Genomic DNA, 18,953 nt, shown 5'->3' with positions numbered 1-18,953 from the left:
GTCAGATCAAACCTTGACGATCCAGCCCGCTGGCGCTTCGATGTCGCCGGTCTGCACACCAGTCAGCTCTTTGTAGAGCTTCTGGGTGACCGGGCCGACTTCGGTTTCGCTGTGGAACACATGCAGATGGTCGTTGTAGCTGATGCCGCCGATCGGCGTGATCACCGCAGCAGTACCGCAGGCGCCGGCTTCCTTGAAGTCCGACAGCTTATCGATGAGCACGTCGCCTTCAACCACTTCCAGGCCCAGACGCGATTTCGCCAGTTCGATCAGCGACAGACGGGTGATACCCGGCAGTACCGATGGCGAGTTCGGTGTGATGAACTTGTTGTCGTGGGTGATCCCGAAGAAGTTGGCCGAACCGACTTCCTCGATTTTTGTGTGGGTCATCGGGTCCAGATAGATCGCGTCGGCGAAGTTGGCTTTCTTCGCTTTCGAGCCCGGCATCAGACTGGCAGCGTAGTTGCCGCCGACCTTGGCGGCGCCGGTGCCTTGTGGGGCGGCGCGGTCGTAGCTGGAGATCTGGAAATTGTGCGGGGTCAGGCCGCCCTTGAAGTAGGCGCCAACCGGAATGCAGAAAATCGAGAAGATGAACTCGGGGGCGGTACGCACGCCGATGTTGTCACCCACCCCGATCACGAACGGACGCAGGTACAGCGCGCCGCCGGTGCCGTATGGCGGGATGAAGCGCTCGTTGGCACGAACCACTTCTTTACAGGCTTCGATGAACTGCTCGGTGTCGACCAGCGGCATCAGCAGACGCGCGCAGCTGCGTTGCATGCGCAGGGCGTTCTGGTCCGGGCGGAACAAGTTGATCGAGCCGTCCTTGCAACGATAGGCCTTCATGCCTTCGAAGCATTGCTGGCCATAGTGAAGGGCAGTGGAGCCTTCGCTGATGTGCAGCACGTTATCTTCGGTCAGGGTGCCTTTGTCCCACTCGCCATCGCGAAAGTACGACAGATAGCGTTTGTCGGTTTTGATGTAGTCAAAACCCAGCTTGTCCCAATTGATGCTTTCGTTACCCATGACACCCTCTATCACTGAACAACCGTCGAAACGGTTCAAGGCTTCTGACGTTTTTTGGATGGGCACAACAATACTTCATTCTTGAGCGGTTTCGCAGCCCGGACTATCGGATGACAGACAGATAATTCGTGTTGCCCTCAGGAATTCGCGAGCAGGCTCGCTCCCACAGGTAGAACCCATTTCAAATGTGGGAGCGAGCCTGCTCGCGAAGGGGCCTTCATGGCCATCCGCAAAAGTCCTGAATTACATATGCAACGCATGCCCGAGCGCACGCAACGCCGCTTCTTGCACCGCTTCACCCAAAGTCGGATGCGCATGAATGGTGCCGCCGATGTCTTCCAGGCGCGCGCCCATTTCGAGGCTCTGCGCAAACGCCGTGGACAATTCCGAAACCCCGACACCCACCGCTTGCCAGCCGACAATCAGATGATTGTCCCGACGAGCGACCACCCGCACGAAGCCATTTTTTGACTCCAGCGTCATCGCCCGTCCATTGGCGGCAAACGGGAAACTGGAAACGATGCAGTCGAGCCCGGCAGCCTTGGCCTCGTCCGGCGTCTTGCCCACCACCACCAGTTCCGGGTCGGTAAAGCACACGGCGGCGATGGCGGTCGGGTTGAATTCGCGGGTTTTGCCGCTGATCAACTCGGCAACCATTTCGCCTTGAGCCATGGCGCGGTGAGCCAGCATCGGCTCGCCGCTGAGATCGCCGATGGCATAGACATTGCGCATGCTGGTCTGGCAACGGCTGTCGATCTTGATCGCCGAGCCGTTCATTTCCAGACTCAGTGCTTCGAGGTTCCAGCCTTGGGTGTTGGGTTTGCGACCAACGGCCACCAGCACCTGATCGGTTTCCAGATTGAGGGTGTCGCCGTTCGGATCACGCACCTGCAACGTACCGTCGAAGCCCAAAACACTGTGCTTGAGATACAGCTTCACGCCCAGTTGCTTCAATGCGTCATGCACCGGTTGGGTCAGTTCCGCGTCATAGGCGGGCAGGATGCGATCCTGCGCCTCGACCACACTGACCTCGGCACCGAGCTTGCGGTAAGCAATGCCCAATTCCAGGCCGATGTAACCACCGCCAACCACGATCAGGCGTTTTGGTACGCTTTTCGGCGCCAACGCTTCGGTAGAGGAGATGATCGGTCCGCCAATCGGCAGGATCGGCAAATTGACGCTGGTGGAACCGGTGGCAAGCACCAGGTGCTCGCACTGGATGCGGGTGTCGCCGACTTCCACGGTTTTGCCGTCGATGACCTTGGCCCAGCCGTTGATGACCTGAACCTTGTTCTTCTTGAGCAGCGCGGCGACGCCAGTGGTCAGGCGATCAACGATGCCGTCCTTCCACTCAACGCTTTTGCTGATGTCGAGGGTCGGCGCCGAGACGCTGATCCCCAGCGCCGAATGCTGACTGTGATGCTGAGTCTGGTGAAACTGCTCGGCCACATGAATCAGCGCTTTGGACGGAATGCAGCCGATGTTGAGGCAGGTGCCCCCGAGCGATTGGCCTTCGACCAGAATGGTCGCAATGCCCAACTGCCCGGCGCGAATCGCCGTGACATAACCGCCGGGGCCGCCGCCGATGATCAGCAGCGTGGTGTTCAGAGTTTGCATGCCATCACTCCACAAACAGGGTCGCGGGTTGTTCGAGCAGGCCACGAATGGCCTGGATGAAGAGCGCCGCGTCCATGCCGTCGACCACGCGGTGATCGAAGGAGCTGGAGAGGTTCATCATCTTGCGGATCACCACCTGGCCTTTGACGACCATCGGGCGTTCGACGATTTTATTCACGCCGACGATCGCCACTTCTGGCAGGTTCAAAACAGGCGTGCTGACAATGCCACCCAGCGCACCGAGGCTGGTCAGGGTAATAGTCGAGCCTGACAACTCATCGCGGCTGGCCTTGCCATTGCGCGCGGCATTGGCCAAACGTGAGATCTCGGCGGCGCTGTCCCACAGGCTGCGTGCCTCGGCGTGACGAACCACTGGCACCATCAAACCGACATCGCTTTGCGTGGCGACGCCGACGTGTACCGCGCCGAGACGGGTGATGACCTGGGCTTCGTCGTCATAGCGGGCGTTCATTTGCGGGAAGTCACGCAGGGCAACGACCAGAGCGCGCACGAGGAACGGCAGCAGGGTCAACTTGCCACGGCTCGCACCGTGTTTTTCATTCAGGTGGGCGCGCAGCTCTTCAATCGCGGTGACGTCGATTTCTTCGACATAGCTGAAATGCGCAGCACGCTGGGTGGCGTCCTGCATGCGCTGGGCGATCTTGCGGCGCATGCCGATCACCTGAATCTGCTCTTCGTCATTACGCTGGGCGTAAGCGGCGGATGCAGGCGCAGAGGCGTTCGACTGACCTTGCGCCAGATAGGTGTCGAGATCTTCGTGCAACACGCGTCCGGCCGGGCCGGTGCCGCGTACCAGACGCAACTGAATGCCCAGATCCAGCGCATGCTTGCGCACGGCCGGGGAGGCCAGTGGGCGTTCATCCGCTTCACGAGCAATCATCGGGCCTTGGCAAACAGTCGCCGGACGCGGCGCGGCGGCGACAGGTTTGCTCTCGACCGAAGCTTCAGCTTTCGGCGCAGCAGGCGCCTCTTTTACAGGAGCCGGCGCAGAAGACTCTTTCAGGTTGCCGGCGCCTTCAACTTCAATGCTGATCAGCACACTGCCCACCGCCATCACTTCACCCGGCTGGCCGCCCAGCGCAATGACCTTGCCATGGACCGGCGACGGAATATCGACCATGGCCTTGTCGGTCATCACGTCCGCCAGCACCTGATCTTCAACGACCAGATCACCAACCTTGACGTGCCACTGCGACAGTTCTACTTCTGCGATGCCTTCGCCAATGTCCGGCATCTTGATAACGTGCGTGCCCATTCAGACCTCCATGACCCGTTTCAACGCCGCGCCCACTCGGGACGGCCCAGGGAAATACGCCCACTCTTGCGCGTGCGGGTAGGGGGTGTCCCAACCGGTGACGCGTTCGATCGGCGCTTCCAGGTGATGGAAGCAATGCTCTTGCACCAGCGACACCAGTTCGGCGCCGAAACCGCAGGTGCGGGTGGCTTCGTGCACCACCACGCAACGACCGGTTTTCTTCACGGAGTTGACGATGGTTTCCAGGTCCAGCGGCCACAGGCTGCGCAGGTCGATGACTTCGGCGTCGACGCCGCTTTCTTCAGCTGCGACTTGCGAAACATAAACGGTGGTGCCGTAGGTCAGCACGGTCACGTCCTTGCCCGGACGGGTGATCGCGGCGACGTCCAGCGGCACGGTGTAGTAGCCGTCCGGAACCTGTGCGGCAGGGTGCTTCGACCACGGGGTAACAGGACGGTCGTGATGGCCGTCGAACGGGCCGTTGTACAGGCGTTTTGGCTCGAGGAAGATCACCGGGTCATCGTTTTCGATGGAGGCGATCAGCAGGCCTTTGGCGTCATACGGGTTGGACGGCATGACGGTGCGCAGACCGCAGACCTGAGTGAACATCGCCTCGATGCTCTGGCTGTGGGTCTGGCCACCGTAAATGCCGCCGCCGCAAGGCATGCGCAGGGTCATCGGCGCGGTGAACTCGCCAGCCGAGCGATAACGCAGACGCGCCGCTTCGGAAATGATCTGGTCGGAGGCCGGGTAGACGTAGTCGGCGAACTGGATTTCAGCTACCGGACGCAGACCGTAAGCGCCCATACCGACGGCAACGCCGACGATGCCGCTTTCGGAGATCGGTGCATCAAACACTCGGGAAGCGCCGTACTTGGTCTGCAAGCCCTCGGTGCAACGGAACACGCCGCCGAAATAACCGACGTCCTGACCGAACACCACCACATTGTCATCACGCTCAAGCATCACATCCATGGCCGAGCGCAGGGCCTGGATCATGGTCATGGTGGTCGTGGTCATGGCGGCTTCCAACTGAATATTGTTGTTGTGATCGTTCATGTCAGATCCCCAACTGCTGACGCTGGCGCTTCAAGTGCTCCGGCATCTCTTTGTAGACGTCTTCGAACATGGTCGCGGCGCTTGGAATCTGACCGCCTGCGAGGGTGCCGTACTGTTCGGCCTGTTTCTGCGCGGCAATCACTTCGGCTTCGAGCTCGGCGCTGACGGCGGCGTGTTCTTCGTCCGACCAGTGGCCGACCTTGATCAGGTGCTGTTTCAGGCGGGCAATCGGATCGCCCAGCGGGAAGTGGCTCCAGTCATCGGCTGGACGGTATTTGGAGGGATCGTCGGAGGTCGAGTGCGGGCCGGCGCGGTAGGTGACCCATTCGATCATGGTCGGGCCGAGGTTGCGGCGGGCGCGTTCGGCGGCCCAGGCAGACGCAGCGTACACCGCGTAGAAGTCGTTGCCGTCGACTCGCAGCGAGGCGATACCGCAACCAACACCGCGTCCGGCGAAGGTGGTGGCTTCACCCCCGGCAATGGCCTGGAAGGTCGAAATCGCCCATTGATTGTTGACTACGTTGAGGATCACTGGCGCACGGTAGACGTGAGCAAAGGTGAGAGCGGTGTGGAAGTCCGATTCGGCGGTAGCGCCGTCACCGATCCATGCCGAGGCGATTTTGGTATCGCCCTTGATCGCCGAGGCCATGCCCCAGCCCACGCCCTGAATGAACTGGGTGGCGAGGTTGCCGGAAATGGTGAAGAAACCGGATTCCTTGACCGAGTACATGATCGGTAACTGACGGCCCTTGAGCGGGTCGCGCTCGTTGGACAGCAGTTGGCAGATCAAGTCGACCAGTGGAACGTCGCGAGCCATCAGGATGCTTTGCTGGCGATAGGTCGGGAAGCACATGTCGTCGATGTTCAAGGCCAGGGCCTGGGCGCTGCCGATGGCTTCTTCGCCAAGGCTTTGCATGTAGAACGACATTTTTTTCTGGCGCTGGGCGACCACCATGCGGTTGTCGTAGATGCGCGTCTTGAGCATGGCGCGCATGCCCTTGCGGAGGATCTCGACCGGAACGTTCTCGGCCCACGGGCCGAGAGCGTTGCCCTGATCGTCGAGCACGCGGATCAGGCCTCGGGCCAGGTCGGCGGTGTCGGCAGGTTCTACGTCGATGGAAGGTTTGCGCACCGTGCCGGCATCGGTCAGATGCAGGTAGGAGAAGTCGGTTTTGCAGCCTGGGCGGCCCGAAGGTTCAGGGACGTGCAGACGCAGCGGTTCATACGCTTGGGTCATGGCTTCTACGCTCGATCTTGTGAATTTCTTGTAGTGAGCTGGCAGTCATTCTTCGATAAAAGAAATCTTGTCCTACAACAATCATAGGCCCGGGCAAGAAGAATATTTATCTCTGTTTCGTTGCGCTGGCGATCATTTGCAGATAGAAATTCTGCATAAACATAAAAAACAGGTGGTTTTGTCTCATGCGTAAACTGGACCGTACCGACATCGGCATTCTCAACAGCCTTCAGGAGAACGCACGCATCACCAACGCTGACCTTGCGCGCTCGGTGAACCTGTCGCCAACGCCGTGCTTCAACCGGGTCAAGGCGATGGAAGAATTAGGCCTGATTCGCGAACAGGTGACCCTGCTGGACGCCGATCTGCTGGGGCTGCATGTGAACGTGTTCATTCACGTCAGCCTGGAGAAACAGGTCGAGGAGGCGTTGCAGCATTTCGAGGAAGCGATTTCCGATCGCCCCGAGGTGATGGAGTGTTATCTGATGGCCGGCGACCCGGACTATCTGATCCGGGTGCTGGTGCCGACCATTCAGTCCCTGGAGCGCTTCATGATGGACTTTTTGACCAAGGTTCCAGGGGTGGCGAATATCCGTTCAAGCTTTGCACTCAAGCAGGTGCGCTACAAAACCGCACTGCCGTTGCCGGCGAATGGCTTGATTCTGGGTGGATGACGGGTTCCCGTTTACCAGGCATAGGTGTAATCGAGTCGCAAAGGGTCAAGCGCTTCGCGAACCGTCCAGTTATCTGTCCATGGTGCGGGTTCGTTGTCGGGATGAAAGATCAGCCGCGAAGCGAGCATTTGCTCGGCGGTGTCTGGTTCAAAGGAAATGCTCGGCTCGAGCGGGTTGGCGCGTTTCCAGCGTTCCCACAAGTAATCGAGATGACAGTGGTGGAGAAAAAACACCGGGTCGTTTGGCGATGAGGCGGTTCCCATGTTGCCCCCCACCCAGGCATGTACCCCGTTATGCATGGTTTCTGCAATATTCTCCCAGCCATCCGGTACTGACCAGTAAGGCGTTCTGTCCAACGCTGCCTCGATATCTTCCGTCGATGGCAAGGCTCCGCCGCCACCCAGGTTGCGTAAAAGGCCACTGTCGCCTTGATCGTTGTCCAGAACATTGACGGTAAACAACCGTGACTCGAAGGCAAATGGGCCGAAGGTCACGCGTTGGTTTTGCAAGGGGTCGCCATCCCTGCCCATGAAATCGTCAGTGAAGGGATCGTTTGCGCCACTCATGCTCCAGTTCCAGTAAGGCAAGGTAATGCTTGAGTCACGGGAGGCAGCCTGGAGTGCTCTTTCGAACTGACGGATCAGTATGCGATGCCATGGGAAGAACAGCGGGCTGCGATGGGGATTGGGATTGAGCGGGCTCCCCAGTCCCATGGAATTCTTGTGGATTTGCACAAAGTCGTCGTAGCGGCTCTGTAGGCCGGGACGAAGAATGCTGGGCACATCGTTTTTCAGTCGGTAGATCGCGCTGATGAATGCTTGTTTCTGTTGCCGCGTCAGGTCACGGTGATTGCGTCGAATATCCATATTGCGAAAACTCCATTGAATGTTTGCCCAATGAAGTCTGGCCTTTTATGAGATTTTCTCCAGTTCATCTCTATCGCTAGAAGGTGTAGGAAAATTTTAATTTTCAGAGAGTTAGGTGATTTTTCCTATAGGGAGTCGAGAGGGATCTTCAGGTAAACCACGCCGTTGTCCTCGGCGGCCGGAAAATTCCCCGCCCGCACGTTCACCTGAATCGCCGGTAGCAGCAGTGTTGGCATGCCTAACCCGGCATCGCGGCGTGTACGCATTTCGACGAACGTGGTCTCGTCGATGCCGTCATGCACATGGATATTGCTTTTGCGCTGCTCGCCGACTGTGGTCTGGCATTGCGCCTGCCGACCTTCAGGCGGGTAGTCGTGGCAGACGTAGAGTTTGACGCTGGCAGGGAAGGCCAGCAGTTTCTGAATCGAGTTGAACAGTTGATGAGCGTTGCCACCGGGGAAGTCGCAGCGCGCAGTACCGACGTCGGGCATGAACAGCGTGTCGCCGACCAGAATCTGTTCGCCGTCGATCAGGTACGCCATGTCTGCCGGAGTGTGGCCGGGGACGTGCAGGGCGGTGGCCTTGAGATTACCGATCCTGAAAGATTCGTTGGGTGTGAACAGATGATCGAACTGCGAACCATCGACGCAAAACTCCGGCTCCAGATTAAACAGTGCCTTGAAGACGTTCTGCACCTTGCTGATCGACTCGCCAATCGCGATCTTGCCGCCCAGTTCCCGGCGCAGATACGGCGCAGCGGACAGGTGATCGGCATGAGCGTGGGTTTCCAGCAGCCACTGCACTTGCAGGTGATGCTCGCGAACGAACGCGATGATCCTGTCAGCTTGAGCCGTGCCGGTGCGGCCGGCGGCGCCGTCGTAATCGAGCACCGGATCGACGATTGCGCATTGTCCGCCGTCGGCCTCGTAGACCACGTAGCTGTAGGTCGAGGAGGCGGGGTCAAGAAAGGCTTCAATCAACGCGGGCATGGACATGAACCTGTGCAGGGGTAGAAAAGTCGGTTGCAACACTTTATGTAAAAACATAATGTTCGCAGCTTAAGTGACGTTGAAGGCATCCTGCAAATGCAATCCAGTCTGACCGAATGTGAAGTCGCCCAATTGCGCGCCTCGGCCTCCAAGGCCTGCGCGTTGCTCAAGGCCATGGCCAACGAGGATCGCCTGTTGATTCTGTGCCAGCTGACACAGGGCGAGCGTAATGTCGGCGAGCTGGAAAAAATGACCGGTGTACGCCAGCCGACGCTGTCTCAGCAATTGGGTATTTTGCGCGATGAAGGGCTTGTCGCGACCCGTCGTGAAGGCAAGTACATTTTTTACGGCCTCGCCAGTCCTGAAGTCATCCAGGTGATGAAAACCCTCTCCGGGCTGTATTGCGGTGCCGTACTGAAAAGCCTGGGTCACCAATAAATGTCAGTCAGCACACCATTCAATTGCAGGAGTGCTGGCAAGAACAATCCGTGCGCGTAGCCATAAGGAACAAGCAATGAACGATCAACACTGGGGCCCATCCATCAGTGCAGATATCGTGGTCATCGGCGGCGGCACTGCCGGCATTGGCTTCGTCGCCAGTCTGCTCAAGCGCGATCCGCACTTGAAGATCACTGTGATCGAACCAAGTGCCCAGCATTACTACCAACCGGCATGGACGCTGGTCGGCGGTGGCGCTTACGACGTCAAAGACACCGTAAGACCGATGGGCAAAGTGATGCCGCGTCAGGCAACTTGGGTTCAAGCAGCGGTTACGAGTATTGATCCCGACAATCGCCAACTCACCCTCAACGATCAGCGCACCGTCAGCTACCAAAACCTGATCGTCTGTCCCGGCCTGCGTCTGGCCTGGGAAAAAATCGAAGGCCTGCAGGAAAGCCTCGGCCAGCACGGCGTGACCTCCAACTACAGCTATCAGCACGCGCAATACACCTGGGATCAGGTGCAGAAACTGCGCGGCGGCAAGGCGCTGTTCACCCAACCGGCGATGCCGATCAAATGCGCGGGGGCGCCGCAAAAGGCGTTGTACCTGTCGTGCGATTTTTGGCGAAAAAACGGCGTGCTGAACAAGGTCGAGGTGGAGTTCAACCTGGCCGGTGCTGCGCTGTTCGGCGTGGCGACGTTCGTACCGCCGCTGATGAAATACATCGAAAAATACAACGCGCAATTGGCCTTCAACTCGAATCTGGTCAAGGTCGACGGCCCGGCGAAAACTGCGTGGTTCGAGGTCAAGGACGCTGATGGCAACGTCACTCGCCAGGCGAAAACCTTCGATCTGCTGCACGTCGTGCCGCCCCAGGTTTCGCCAGATTTCATCGCGCAAAGCCCTTTGGCCGACGCCGCCGGCTGGTGCGAAGTCAATCCGAATAACCTGCAGCATCCGCGTTATCCAGAGGTGTTTGCGCTCGGCGATATCTGCGGCACCAGTAATGCGAAAACCGCTGCGGCAGTGCGCAAGCAAATCGTCGTAGTGGCAGAAAACCTGCTGGCCCTGCGCGATCACCAGCCGCTGCCGCTGAATTACGACGGTTACGGTTCCTGCCCCCTCACGGTGGAGAAGGGCAAGGTGATCCTTGCCGAGTTCGGTTATGCCGGGAAGTTGTTGCCGACCTTTCCTCTGGACCCGACCGTACCGCGCCGTTCGGCCTGGTGGCTGAAGGCGACGCTGCTGCCATGGTTCTACTGGAACGGCATGCTCAAAGGCCGCGAATGGCTGACCGGTTTGTCGAAGGTTGACTGAGAACTCCCTATGTTGCTGGCAAGTCTGTTTGGCGTGGTGATGGGGCTGGTTCTTGGGCTGACCGGGGCCGGTGGCGGAATTCTCGCGGTGCCGGCGCTGGTGCTCGGGCTCGGCTGGACGATGACGCAGGCCGCTCCCGTGGCGCTGTTCGCCGTGGGCAGTGCGGCGGCCGTCGGCGCCATCGATGGGTTGCGCCATGGTCTGGTGCGTTATCGCGCGGCACTGTTGATTGCAGCGCTCGGTGCAGTGTTTTCACCGCTGGGGATCTACTTCGCGCATCAGTTGCCCGAGAAGATCCTGATGATTCTGTTCAGCCTGCTGATGGTCATGGTCGCCTGGCGCATGTTGCGGCGTGAGCGTCAGGCGCAAGGTCCGAGTGACCACGGTCACGCCAGTTGGGGGCAGAAGAACTGCATGCTCGATGAAGAGACCGGGCGTTTCGACTGGACCGCCAAATGCACCGCGACCCTTGCGGCGTTAGGTGCGGTCACCGGGGTGGTGTCCGGATTGCTTGGTGTTGGTGGCGGTTTCCTGATCGTGCCGGCATTCAAGCAACTGACCGACGTGCAAATGCGCGGCATCGTTGCAACGTCGCTGATGGTAATCAGTTTGATCTCGGCAATCGGGGTGATCGGCGCGTTTCATGCCGGGGTGCGGATCGACAGCCAGGGCGCGGCATTCATTGTTGCCAGCGTCGTCGGCATGATCATCGGTCGCAAGCTTTGTGCGCGGGTGCCGGCTCGGGCATTACAGGTTGGGTTTGCCAGCGTGTGTCTGGTGGTGGCGGGGTATATGTTGTTGCGGGCTTGAGGTAAACCTTGTGGTGAGGGAGCTTGCTCCCTCACCACAGTTACAGTGTTACAACACCAAATGCGGCAACCACAGCGAAATCGCCGGAACGTAAGTCACCAGCATCAACACCAGAAACAGCACGGCATAGAATGGCAGGAGCGCCTTCACGGTGCTTTCGATGCTGACCTTGCCCACCGCCGAACCGACAAACAACACCGCACCTACCGGCGGCGTTATCAGCCCGATCCCCAAGTTGACCAGCATGATCATGCCGAACTGCACCGGGTCGACGCCGATGCCGAGAATCACCGGCATCAGGATCGGTGTCAGGATCAGGATCAGCGGCGCCATGTCCATCACCGTGCCGAGCAACAACAGCATGACGTTGATGCACATCAGGATCACGTAGCGGTTGTCCGACAGGGTCAGGAACAGTGTGGTGATCTTCGCCGGGATCTGCATCAGGGTCATGATGTAGCCGAAGCTGGCGGCGAAGCCGATCAGGATCATCACGATCGAAATCGTGCGCACCGTGCGGTGCATCAGTTTTGGCAGTTCACTCCACTTGTAGTCGCGGTAGATGAACATGGTGACGAAGAATGACCACAGTACGGCAATGGCTGCCGACTCGGTCGCGGTGAAAATCCCCGAGAGGATGCCGCCGAGGATGATCACCATCGCCATCAAGCCCCACATCGCTTCGCCGCAGATTTTCAGGGCTTCACGCAGCGGGATAACTTCACCTTTGGGGTAGTCGCGTTTGCGCGCAAAGATCAGGCACAACACCATCAGACACGCGCTCATCAGCAGGCCCGGCACGACGCCAGCCATGAACAGCGAAGCAATCGATACTGTGCCGCCGGCCGCCAGCGAGTAGAGCACCGAGTTGTGGCTCGGCGGCGTCAGCAGCGCTTGTACCGAACCGCTGACGGTTACCGCCGTGGAGAAGTCCCGTGGATAGCCTTTGCGTTCCATTTCCGGGATCAGTACCGAACCGACCGAGGCGGTGTCCGCCACCGAGGAGCCGGAAATCGCGCCGAAAAACGTCGAGGCCATGATGTTGACCAGCGACAGGCCACCGCGCACAAACCCCACCAGCACTCCGGCGAACGCCACCAGCCTGCGCGACATGCCGCCTTCGGCCATGATCGCCCCGGCCAATACGAAGAACGGAATCGCCAGCAGCGAAAACTTGTTCACCCCACCGGCCACCTGAATCATCAAGGCCTGGAACGGGATGTCGATCCACCACGCGCCAATCAGCGCCGAGAGGCCGAGGGCATAGGCGACCGGCATGCCGATCAGGATCAATGCGATAAAACTGCCCAGCAGAATAAAAGCGTCCATCAGGCAGCCCCTTCGTTTTCTTCAACCAGATCGAACCGCACCACGCGGCGATTGCTCTGATCACCGAGCAAGAGTTTTTCCAGCACGAAAATCAGCGTCAACGCGCCGCCAATCGGGATCGGCATGTAGGTGATGCCGACGCGCAAAGTGGGCAGGGCGCTCATGAACTGGTTCCAGGTCGACAGGCACAGCTTGGTGCCCCAGATGGTCATGAACAGGCAGATGGTTGCCATCAGCAGTTGCGAAACGATGCTCATGGTTTTGCGCAGGTTGGGTGGCAAACGGTCGGTGACCATCGCCACGGCCATGTGCGCACCGGCGCGGTAACTGGCGGCGGCGCCGATGAAGGTGAAGACCATCATCAGCAGGATGGCGGTGGGCTCCGGCCAACTCGAACCGGTGCCGAGGACGTAACGGGCGAAAACGCCCCAGGGAATGATCAGGGAAATGGTCAGCACCGACAGACCGGCGACCCAGATGCAGGCCATGTAGATCCGGTCATTGATGCTCAGCAGCAAATTCTTCATCGGGTTCCACCGTAACCGGGCAGCTACAGACATCCAGCGAGGTCTGTGCTGCCGGGCCTTTCGTTGAGGGCAGGGAGGGTTACTGAACGGCTTCGATGCGCTTGATCAGATCGGCGTAGGGCGCGCCGTACTTCTCGCGGATTGAGGCGGTGGCCTCGTAGAAAGGTTTCTTGTCGACGGTGATGAATTCGACGCCGGCGGCCTTGAGTTTTTCTTCGCTGCTGGCGGATTTCGCATCCCACAGTGCGCGCTCTTCAAGCTGGGCAGCCTTGGCGGCTTTCTTCACCAGCGTCTGTTGGTCGGGGGTGAGTTTTTCCCAGGTGATCTTCGACATCACGATCGGCTCGGGCAGGATCAGGTGCCCGGTCAGGCTATAGAATTTGGCGTTCTGGAAGTGGTTGTGTTCCAGCAGGGTCGGCGGGTTGTTCTCCGCGCCGTCGATGACGCCGGTTTGCAGGGCGCTGAAGATTTCGCCGGTGTCCATGGCGATGCCGTTGCCGCCCATGGCGTTGATGGTCTCGATGAACATCGGGTTGCCTTGCACGCGGATCTTCATGCCCTTGAGGTCTTCGAGTTTGCGCACTGGTTTTTTGGTGTAGATGTTGCGCGTACCACCGTCCATCCACGCCAAGGCCACCAGGCCGAATTCGGAGTTGGTGATCCGGTCGAGAATCGCATCGCCGACTTCGCCATCGATCACCGCGCGCATGTGCGCCTGGTCGCGGAAGATGAATGGCATGTTGAATACGTTCACGTCAGGCACCACCGGGCCGACGATACCCAGGCTGACACGGGTCATCTGGATTGCGCCGACCTGTGCCTGTTCAATCACCTCTTTTTCCGAGCCGAGCACACCTCCGGGGAAATACTTGAAGGTGAGATCGCCATTGGTTTCCTTGGTCAGGGCTTTGCCCATGCTTTCCTCGGCAACCACGGTCGGATAACCGGCGGGGTGGATATCGGCGAACTTGATTTCCAGCGCCTGGGCGGCGCAGGTGAAGGTAAACATCAGCGGGAGTGCAGCGGCGAGCAACGTGCGTTTGAAGTCCATGGGGGGTGTCTCCAGTCTTGTTATTTTTGTGTTCAAGGCACAGCGGTGCAGCAGAGGCGGGTTAAAGCAAATCGTCAAACAAGGGTTCCGGCAGGCCTTTGACGCCGGGTGTCAGCGCGAATACGCCGCCGGCCAGAGACTGCGGATCATGATCGTCACCGGGGCGAATCGAGGCGACGAACAGGGTGTCCATTCCACTGCCGCCGAAGGCGCACATGGTCGGTTTTTTCACTGGCACCGCCAGCGAGTAGTCGAGTCGTCCGTCGGGGGTGAAACGGTGGATGAGACCGGCGTCGTTGGCGCAGATCCAGTAGCAACCGTCGGCGTCCACGGCCGCACCGTCGGGGCGACCGCAGTAGTGATTCATGTCGACGAAGACGCGGCGGTTGGACGGTGTGCCGCTGGCGGTGTCGTAGTCGAAAGCCCAGATCAATTGCACGTCGGGGTGCGAGTCGGACAGGTACATCGTCTTGCCGTCGGGACTGAAGCCGAGGCCGTTGGGCACGATGAAACCATCGAGTTGCGCTTCAACCGGCCCCGAATGACCGGCGCTGTACCGATAGAGCCGGCCTTCGGGCGCATTCAGGCCCATGTTCAGCACCATACTGCCGGCCCAGAAACGTCCCTGACGATCGCAGCGGCCATCGTTGAGGCGCATGTCGTCTCGGCTGTGTTCAACCCGTGCGAGCCGTTCGGTATCGAGGCTGCCATCGTTGTGCGGGTGCAGATGGAAGAAACCGCTTTCCATGCCGGCGATCCAGCCGCCACGGCTGTGCCGCGCAATGCAGGCGAGCATTTCAGGGGCTTTCCAAGCGTGGACATGGCCGGTGTCGGCGCTCCAGCGTTGCAGTCCGCGATTGGGAATATCCACCCAATACAGGGCGTTTTCCTGCGCGACCCAGACCGGGCTCTCACCGACCGCGTTGCGGGCGTCGACGATCAATTCGGCTTGCATACTCATTCCCTTGGTTTTTATTGGAGGGGGATCAAGTGGACAGCAGAACGTCAGTCGCCGAACGGACCAGCCGCAACGAAAGCACCACCCTGATAGATCCGCGCCGGGTCATCGGCCGCCGGCATCGGCTGCGCTTCGACTTTTTCGCGAAACACTTCTGAGCTGTCCTTTGCTTCGAACCCGAGGTGGCTGGCGAAGCGGTTGTCCCACCACACGTCCTTGTTGTCGGACATGCCGTAGACCACGGTGTGGCCAACGTTTGGGGTGTAGAGGGAGCGTTCGAGCAGTTGGGTGAGGTCGTCGAAGCTCAGCCAGGTGTGCATCATTCGGCGGTTCTGCGGTTCGGGGAACGAAGAGCCGATGCGGATGCTGACGGTCTCGATGCCGTAGCGATCGAAGTAGAAACTGGCCATGTCTTCGCCGTAGGACTTGGACAAACCGTAGTAACCGTCGGGGCGGCGGGCGGAGCTGGCGTCGAGCTGTTCGTCCTGTTTGTAGAAGCCGATGACATGGTTGGAACTGGCGAAGATCACCCGTTTCACACCATGGCGGCGTGCGGCTTCATAGATGTGGAAGACGCCGCAGATGTTGGCGCCGAGGATCTCTTCAAACGGCCGCTCCACGGATACGCCGCCGAAATGCAGGATCGCATCGACACCTTCGACCAGTTGATGCACGGCCTGTTTGTCGGCGAGGTCGCAGACGACGATTTCTTCGCGATCATCGATGGCCGGGGTGAGGGCGGCAATGTCTGAAAGTCGCAGCACGTTGGCGTAGGGGCGCAGGCGTTCGCGCAGAACTTTGCCCAAACCACCGGCGGCGCCGGTAAGCAGCAGCCGATTAAACGGGGCGCGGGGAGTAGAGGTAGACGTCATGGCAATCCCTTACACGTTTTGTTTTTAGGTTTGTTGTAGGTTGTCGTATGACTGCGCTGAAGTATCGGTAGGGTTTCTGGATCTTGTCAACGCGACTTTTGGTGTAAATGACGGAAGGGCTGATCCATTCTCCTGCTGCGCGCTTCTGTGGCGAGGGGATTCATCCCCGATCGGCTGCGCAGCAGTCGTCAGCGTTTTTTCTGAAAAACCAAGGGGGCTGCTGCGCAACCCGTCGGGGATAAATCCCCTCGCCACAGGTCATCGGTTTGCCAGAGGTTTGCGCTTGTACTAACTGTTACAACAACGAAATCGGATAGCTGATAAAGATCCGGTTCTCATCAAACTCGTTGGTGCTGAAGTCCCGGCGAATCGTCGCGTTACGCCATTTCACATTGAGGTTTTTCAACGCGCCGCTTTGCACGGTGTAGGCCAGTTCAGATTCGCGGCCCCATTCCTTGCCGTCTGTGATTGTTCCCGTGTGCACGTTATCGCCGCTGATGTAGCGGTTCATCAGGGTCAGCCCGGGAATGCCGAGCGCGACGAAGTTGTAATCGTGGCGAACCTGCCAGGAGCGCTCCTTGGCGTTGTCGTAACTGGCGTTGTAGCTGTCGTTGGCGAGGGTGCCACCGCTGGTGCCGTTGACCCGCATCCACGCGCTGTCGCCGGTGAGTTTTTGCAGGCCGACGTAGAAGGTGTTGCCGCCGTACTTGGCCGAGAGCATGGCAAACGCGGTCTTGTTGTCGAGGTCGCCGGCCTGGGCACTGCCGTCTTCCTTGCCGGTGAAGAAGCCGAGGTTGGCGCCCAGGGTCCAGTCGCCCAGCGGTTGGCTGTGGCTCAGATTGAAGTACTGCTGCTGGTAGATGTCGGTGAGTTCGGCGTACCACACGCCGACCATCGTGCGCTTGTCGTTGAAGGTGTATTCGCCGCCACCGAAATTAAAACGATCCGAGGTGAACGCACCGCGGCCGTTCATCGACATGTCCTCCATGCTCGCGTCGTTGCGCGGGCTGTTACCGCGGAACTGACCGCCGTAGAGACTCAGGCCGTTGATCTCGGTGGAGGTGATCTGCCCACCACGAAAGGTCTGGGGCAGGGAGCGGCCATCGTCCGAGCGCAAAATCGGCAGCACTGGCATCCATTCGCCGACCTTCAGTTCTGTCTTGGAAACCTTGGCCTTCAGCGCCACACCCATGCGTCCGAAATTGTCGGCCGGCCGCCCGTCATCGTGGATCGGCAGCAACTGGGTGCCACCGGTGCCTTTGCCGCCATCGAGCTTTTGCGAATACAGCCCGAGGATGTCCAGACCGAAACCGACGGTGCCTTGGGTGAAGCCGGATTTGGCATCGAGGATGAAGCTCTGCGTCCACTCTTCGGCTTTGCCCTGCGGGTAGGCTGGGTTGACGAAGTTGCGATTGAAGTAGGCGTTGCGCAGATTCAGCGTGGCTTTGCTGTCCTCGAGAAAGCCTTCGGCATCGGCGCTCATCGGCAAGGCGAGGGCAAGGCTGCTGCAACCGATCAGGCTTAGCGTGGAGCATGGGCGGGTGATTGAGAAGCGGGAATGGCGGACGGAATTGCAGACGAATGTGCTCACTGTAACGCTCCCTTATTGTTCTTGTTTTTATTAGTGTTGTGCGTTGTCGTACAACATCGGAGGCGATATTTACGGAGCTTTCGGGGAATGTCAACTGGAAGTTATACGATGACGTCGCGGGTCTTGGCAGCCCTCATCAAGACGTGAAGAGGGCTGTTTTCGGCGCAATCACTGGTTGTAGAGCGCTTCGCTGTTATCGATCAGAGGGTTTTTCTCGGTCAGTACGATCTGCGCAATTTTATCCTTGCGCATAAAGCTGACTTTCGGGTGCGACTGGGCATAACGGATAAACCGCTCCATCGCCTCGACCATCGCCGGCGTGCCGCCGATGCGATCGTGCAGACTCACCGACATCATCCGTCGCTTGTTTGCGCCTTCGGCATAGAGGCGATCGAATTCCAGCACCAGTTGCTGGTAGAACTGCTCGGCGGAAAAGTGCCGGCCCTCGACCAGCACGATGTCGTTGTTACGCAGGGTGTAGGGCACCACGGCGAATTTGCGCCCGCGCACCATGGTGACGAAGGGCTCGTCGCGGCTGACGTCATCGATGTGGTAAGTGAAATTCAGATCCTGCAGCACCTTTAGCGTATTCGGACTGCGCCGCAGCCAGTTGGCGTTGTAGCCGACCGAGCGCTGGCCTGTGAGTTTTTCCACCGCTGCGACGCCGTCGCCGATGAACTGTTTTTCCTGCTGGTAATTCATGTTGTAAGAGTCGGCCCAACGCATGCCGTGGGCGGCCAGTTCATGGCCGCGCTCGGCGATTGCCTTCGCCAGTTCGGGGTGTTTCAGCGCGGCTTCGCCGACCACGTGGGAAGTGACTTTGATGCCGGTGCGATCCCACAGATCGAGCATGCGCCACAAGCCTTCCTTGTAGCCGTAATCGAACCAGGTCTGCGCCGGCAGATCCGGGTAGCCTTTGGGCAGCGGCGTGCCAGAGAACGGACTTTCCGCGCCCTCGGGTTGGCCGCCGGTCTCAAATTGCATCGACACCGATATCACCAGTTGCGAGCCGTCCGGCCATGGGCGTTCCTGGGCGAAGGCGAGGGCGGGCAGTAACAGGGCAGGCAGCAAGAGGGATAAGCCCAGCAGGTTTTTCAGCAGGCCGGGGGAGCGTTGCCAGCGGGGAGTGGTCATAACGGGCACCTTGAGGTTTGAGAAGTCGCTCAAGGGTGGCATCCGCTACGCTTGGGAAAAATCCGCTGCGGGCGAGATGACTTTTAAAAAAATTTTACGAATCCGGGTTCATACCAACCCTCTGTAGGAGTGAGCCTGCTCGCGATAGCGGTTTAACCTTCAACAATTAGGTTGGCTG

Annotated in this window: 18 protein-coding genes; 4 read left to right on the top strand and 14 right to left on the bottom strand. The window is 59.2% G+C overall.

All coding sequences use genetic code 11. The annotated features are described in order from the left end of the window. Window positions 1-6 precede the first annotated feature (6 nt). The 5 genes from IAI51_RS26150 to IAI51_RS26130 form a co-directional block, all read right to left on the bottom strand. On the bottom strand, window positions 7-1,026 hold the full coding sequence (locus IAI51_RS26150; protein WP_187681104.1) for a branched-chain amino acid aminotransferase: 1,020 nt from the start codon (window positions 1,024-1,026) through the stop codon (window positions 7-9). Window positions 1,027-1,269: 243 nt separating this feature from the next. Next, the gene (gene lpdA, locus IAI51_RS26145) at window positions 1,270-2,643 is read right to left on the bottom strand and encodes a dihydrolipoyl dehydrogenase (RefSeq protein ID WP_187681103.1); all 1,374 of its coding nucleotides are present in this window, start codon (window positions 2,641-2,643) and stop codon (window positions 1,270-1,272) included. 4 nt (window positions 2,644-2,647) lie between these two features. Next, the gene (locus IAI51_RS26140; RefSeq protein WP_187681102.1) at window positions 2,648-3,919 is read right to left on the bottom strand and encodes a dihydrolipoamide acetyltransferase family protein; all 1,272 of its coding nucleotides are present in this window, start codon (window positions 3,917-3,919) and stop codon (window positions 2,648-2,650) included. Continuing rightward, complete coding sequence (locus IAI51_RS26135; RefSeq protein WP_187681101.1) at window positions 3,920-4,978, bottom strand: alpha-ketoacid dehydrogenase subunit beta; 1,059 nt, start codon at window positions 4,976-4,978, stop codon at window positions 3,920-3,922. Window position 4,979: 1 nt separating this feature from the next. After that, window positions 4,980-6,215: a 3-methyl-2-oxobutanoate dehydrogenase (2-methylpropanoyl-transferring) subunit alpha gene (locus tag IAI51_RS26130; protein WP_187681100.1), complete on the bottom strand. Its 1,236-nt coding sequence runs from the start codon at window positions 6,213-6,215 to the stop codon at window positions 4,980-4,982. A gap of 185 nt (window positions 6,216-6,400) precedes the next feature. Between IAI51_RS26130 and bkdR the strand changes: the two genes are divergently transcribed. Beyond that, the gene (gene bkdR, locus IAI51_RS26125; RefSeq protein ID WP_187681099.1) at window positions 6,401-6,889 is read left to right on the top strand and encodes a Bkd operon transcriptional regulator BkdR; all 489 of its coding nucleotides are present in this window, start codon (window positions 6,401-6,403) and stop codon (window positions 6,887-6,889) included. An 11-nt stretch (window positions 6,890-6,900) separates the two neighbouring features. Here bkdR and IAI51_RS26120 read toward each other — a convergent pair whose 3' ends face one another. Both IAI51_RS26120 and IAI51_RS26115 read right to left on the bottom strand, forming a co-directional pair. Beyond that, window positions 6,901-7,755 carry a tyrosinase family protein gene (locus IAI51_RS26120; protein WP_187681098.1) on the bottom strand — a complete coding sequence of 285 codons (855 nt, stop codon included), beginning with the start codon at window positions 7,753-7,755 and terminating at the stop codon, window positions 6,901-6,903. Window positions 7,756-7,880: 125 nt separating this feature from the next. Continuing rightward, a complete protein-coding gene (locus tag IAI51_RS26115) occupies window positions 7,881-8,744 on the bottom strand; it encodes an MBL fold metallo-hydrolase (protein WP_187681097.1) in 864 nt (287 codons plus the stop codon). Between the two features lie 96 nt (window positions 8,745-8,840). Here IAI51_RS26115 and IAI51_RS26110 point away from each other — a divergent pair, with 96 nt between their 5' ends. The 3 genes from IAI51_RS26110 to IAI51_RS26100 all read left to right on the top strand — a co-directional run bounded on the left by IAI51_RS26110 (window position 8,841) and on the right by IAI51_RS26100 (window position 11,313). Then, window positions 8,841-9,182: an ArsR/SmtB family transcription factor gene (locus IAI51_RS26110; protein ID WP_007915092.1), complete on the top strand. Its 342-nt coding sequence runs from the start codon at window positions 8,841-8,843 to the stop codon at window positions 9,180-9,182. A 76-nt stretch (window positions 9,183-9,258) separates the two neighbouring features. Then, window positions 9,259-10,503 (top strand): FAD/NAD(P)-binding oxidoreductase, encoded by a 1,245-nt coding sequence (locus tag IAI51_RS26105; protein ID WP_187681096.1) that lies wholly within the window; start codon window positions 9,259-9,261, stop codon window positions 10,501-10,503. Between the two features lie 9 nt (window positions 10,504-10,512). Then, window positions 10,513-11,313 carry a sulfite exporter TauE/SafE family protein gene (locus tag IAI51_RS26100; RefSeq protein ID WP_187681095.1) on the top strand — a complete coding sequence of 267 codons (801 nt, stop codon included), beginning with the start codon at window positions 10,513-10,515 and terminating at the stop codon, window positions 11,311-11,313. Between the two features lie 48 nt (window positions 11,314-11,361). Here IAI51_RS26100 and IAI51_RS26095 read toward each other — a convergent pair whose 3' ends face one another. The 7 genes from IAI51_RS26095 to IAI51_RS26065 form a co-directional block, all read right to left on the bottom strand. Further along, window positions 11,362-12,642, bottom strand: a complete 1,281-nt coding sequence (locus IAI51_RS26095) for a TRAP transporter large permease (RefSeq protein WP_187681094.1) — start codon at window positions 12,640-12,642, stop codon at window positions 11,362-11,364. Then, the gene (locus IAI51_RS26090; protein WP_187681093.1) at window positions 12,642-13,169 is read right to left on the bottom strand and encodes a TRAP transporter small permease; all 528 of its coding nucleotides are present in this window, start codon (window positions 13,167-13,169) and stop codon (window positions 12,642-12,644) included. The genes IAI51_RS26095 and IAI51_RS26090 overlap by 1 nt, the downstream gene beginning before the upstream one ends. 79 nt (window positions 13,170-13,248) lie before the next feature. Continuing rightward, the gene (locus IAI51_RS26085) at window positions 13,249-14,220 is read right to left on the bottom strand and encodes a TRAP transporter substrate-binding protein (protein ID WP_187681092.1); all 972 of its coding nucleotides are present in this window, start codon (window positions 14,218-14,220) and stop codon (window positions 13,249-13,251) included. Window positions 14,221-14,281: 61 nt separating this feature from the next. Further along, window positions 14,282-15,175 carry an SMP-30/gluconolactonase/LRE family protein gene (locus tag IAI51_RS26080; protein ID WP_187681091.1) on the bottom strand — a complete coding sequence of 298 codons (894 nt, stop codon included), beginning with the start codon at window positions 15,173-15,175 and terminating at the stop codon, window positions 14,282-14,284. 50 nt (window positions 15,176-15,225) lie between these two features. Next, window positions 15,226-16,050, bottom strand: coding sequence for an NAD-dependent epimerase/dehydratase family protein (locus IAI51_RS26075; protein ID WP_187681090.1), 825 nt, complete (start codon window positions 16,048-16,050; stop codon window positions 15,226-15,228). A 295-nt stretch (window positions 16,051-16,345) separates the two neighbouring features. Beyond that, window positions 16,346-17,641, bottom strand: a complete 1,296-nt coding sequence (locus tag IAI51_RS26070) for an OprD family porin (RefSeq protein ID WP_187681089.1) — start codon at window positions 17,639-17,641, stop codon at window positions 16,346-16,348. Window positions 17,642-17,809: 168 nt separating this feature from the next. Next, window positions 17,810-18,775, bottom strand: a complete 966-nt coding sequence (locus tag IAI51_RS26065; protein WP_187681088.1) for a polysaccharide deacetylase family protein — start codon at window positions 18,773-18,775, stop codon at window positions 17,810-17,812. Between the last annotated feature and the right edge of the window lie 178 nt (window positions 18,776-18,953).

The sequence above is a fragment of the Pseudomonas sp. N40(2020) genome (assembly GCF_014472415.1).
In the GTDB taxonomy this organism is placed as follows: Bacteria; Pseudomonadota; Gammaproteobacteria; order Pseudomonadales; family Pseudomonadaceae; genus Aquipseudomonas.
Note: the sequence above shows the minus strand (reverse complement) of the source record. Positions and strands in the feature narration are given on the sequence as shown.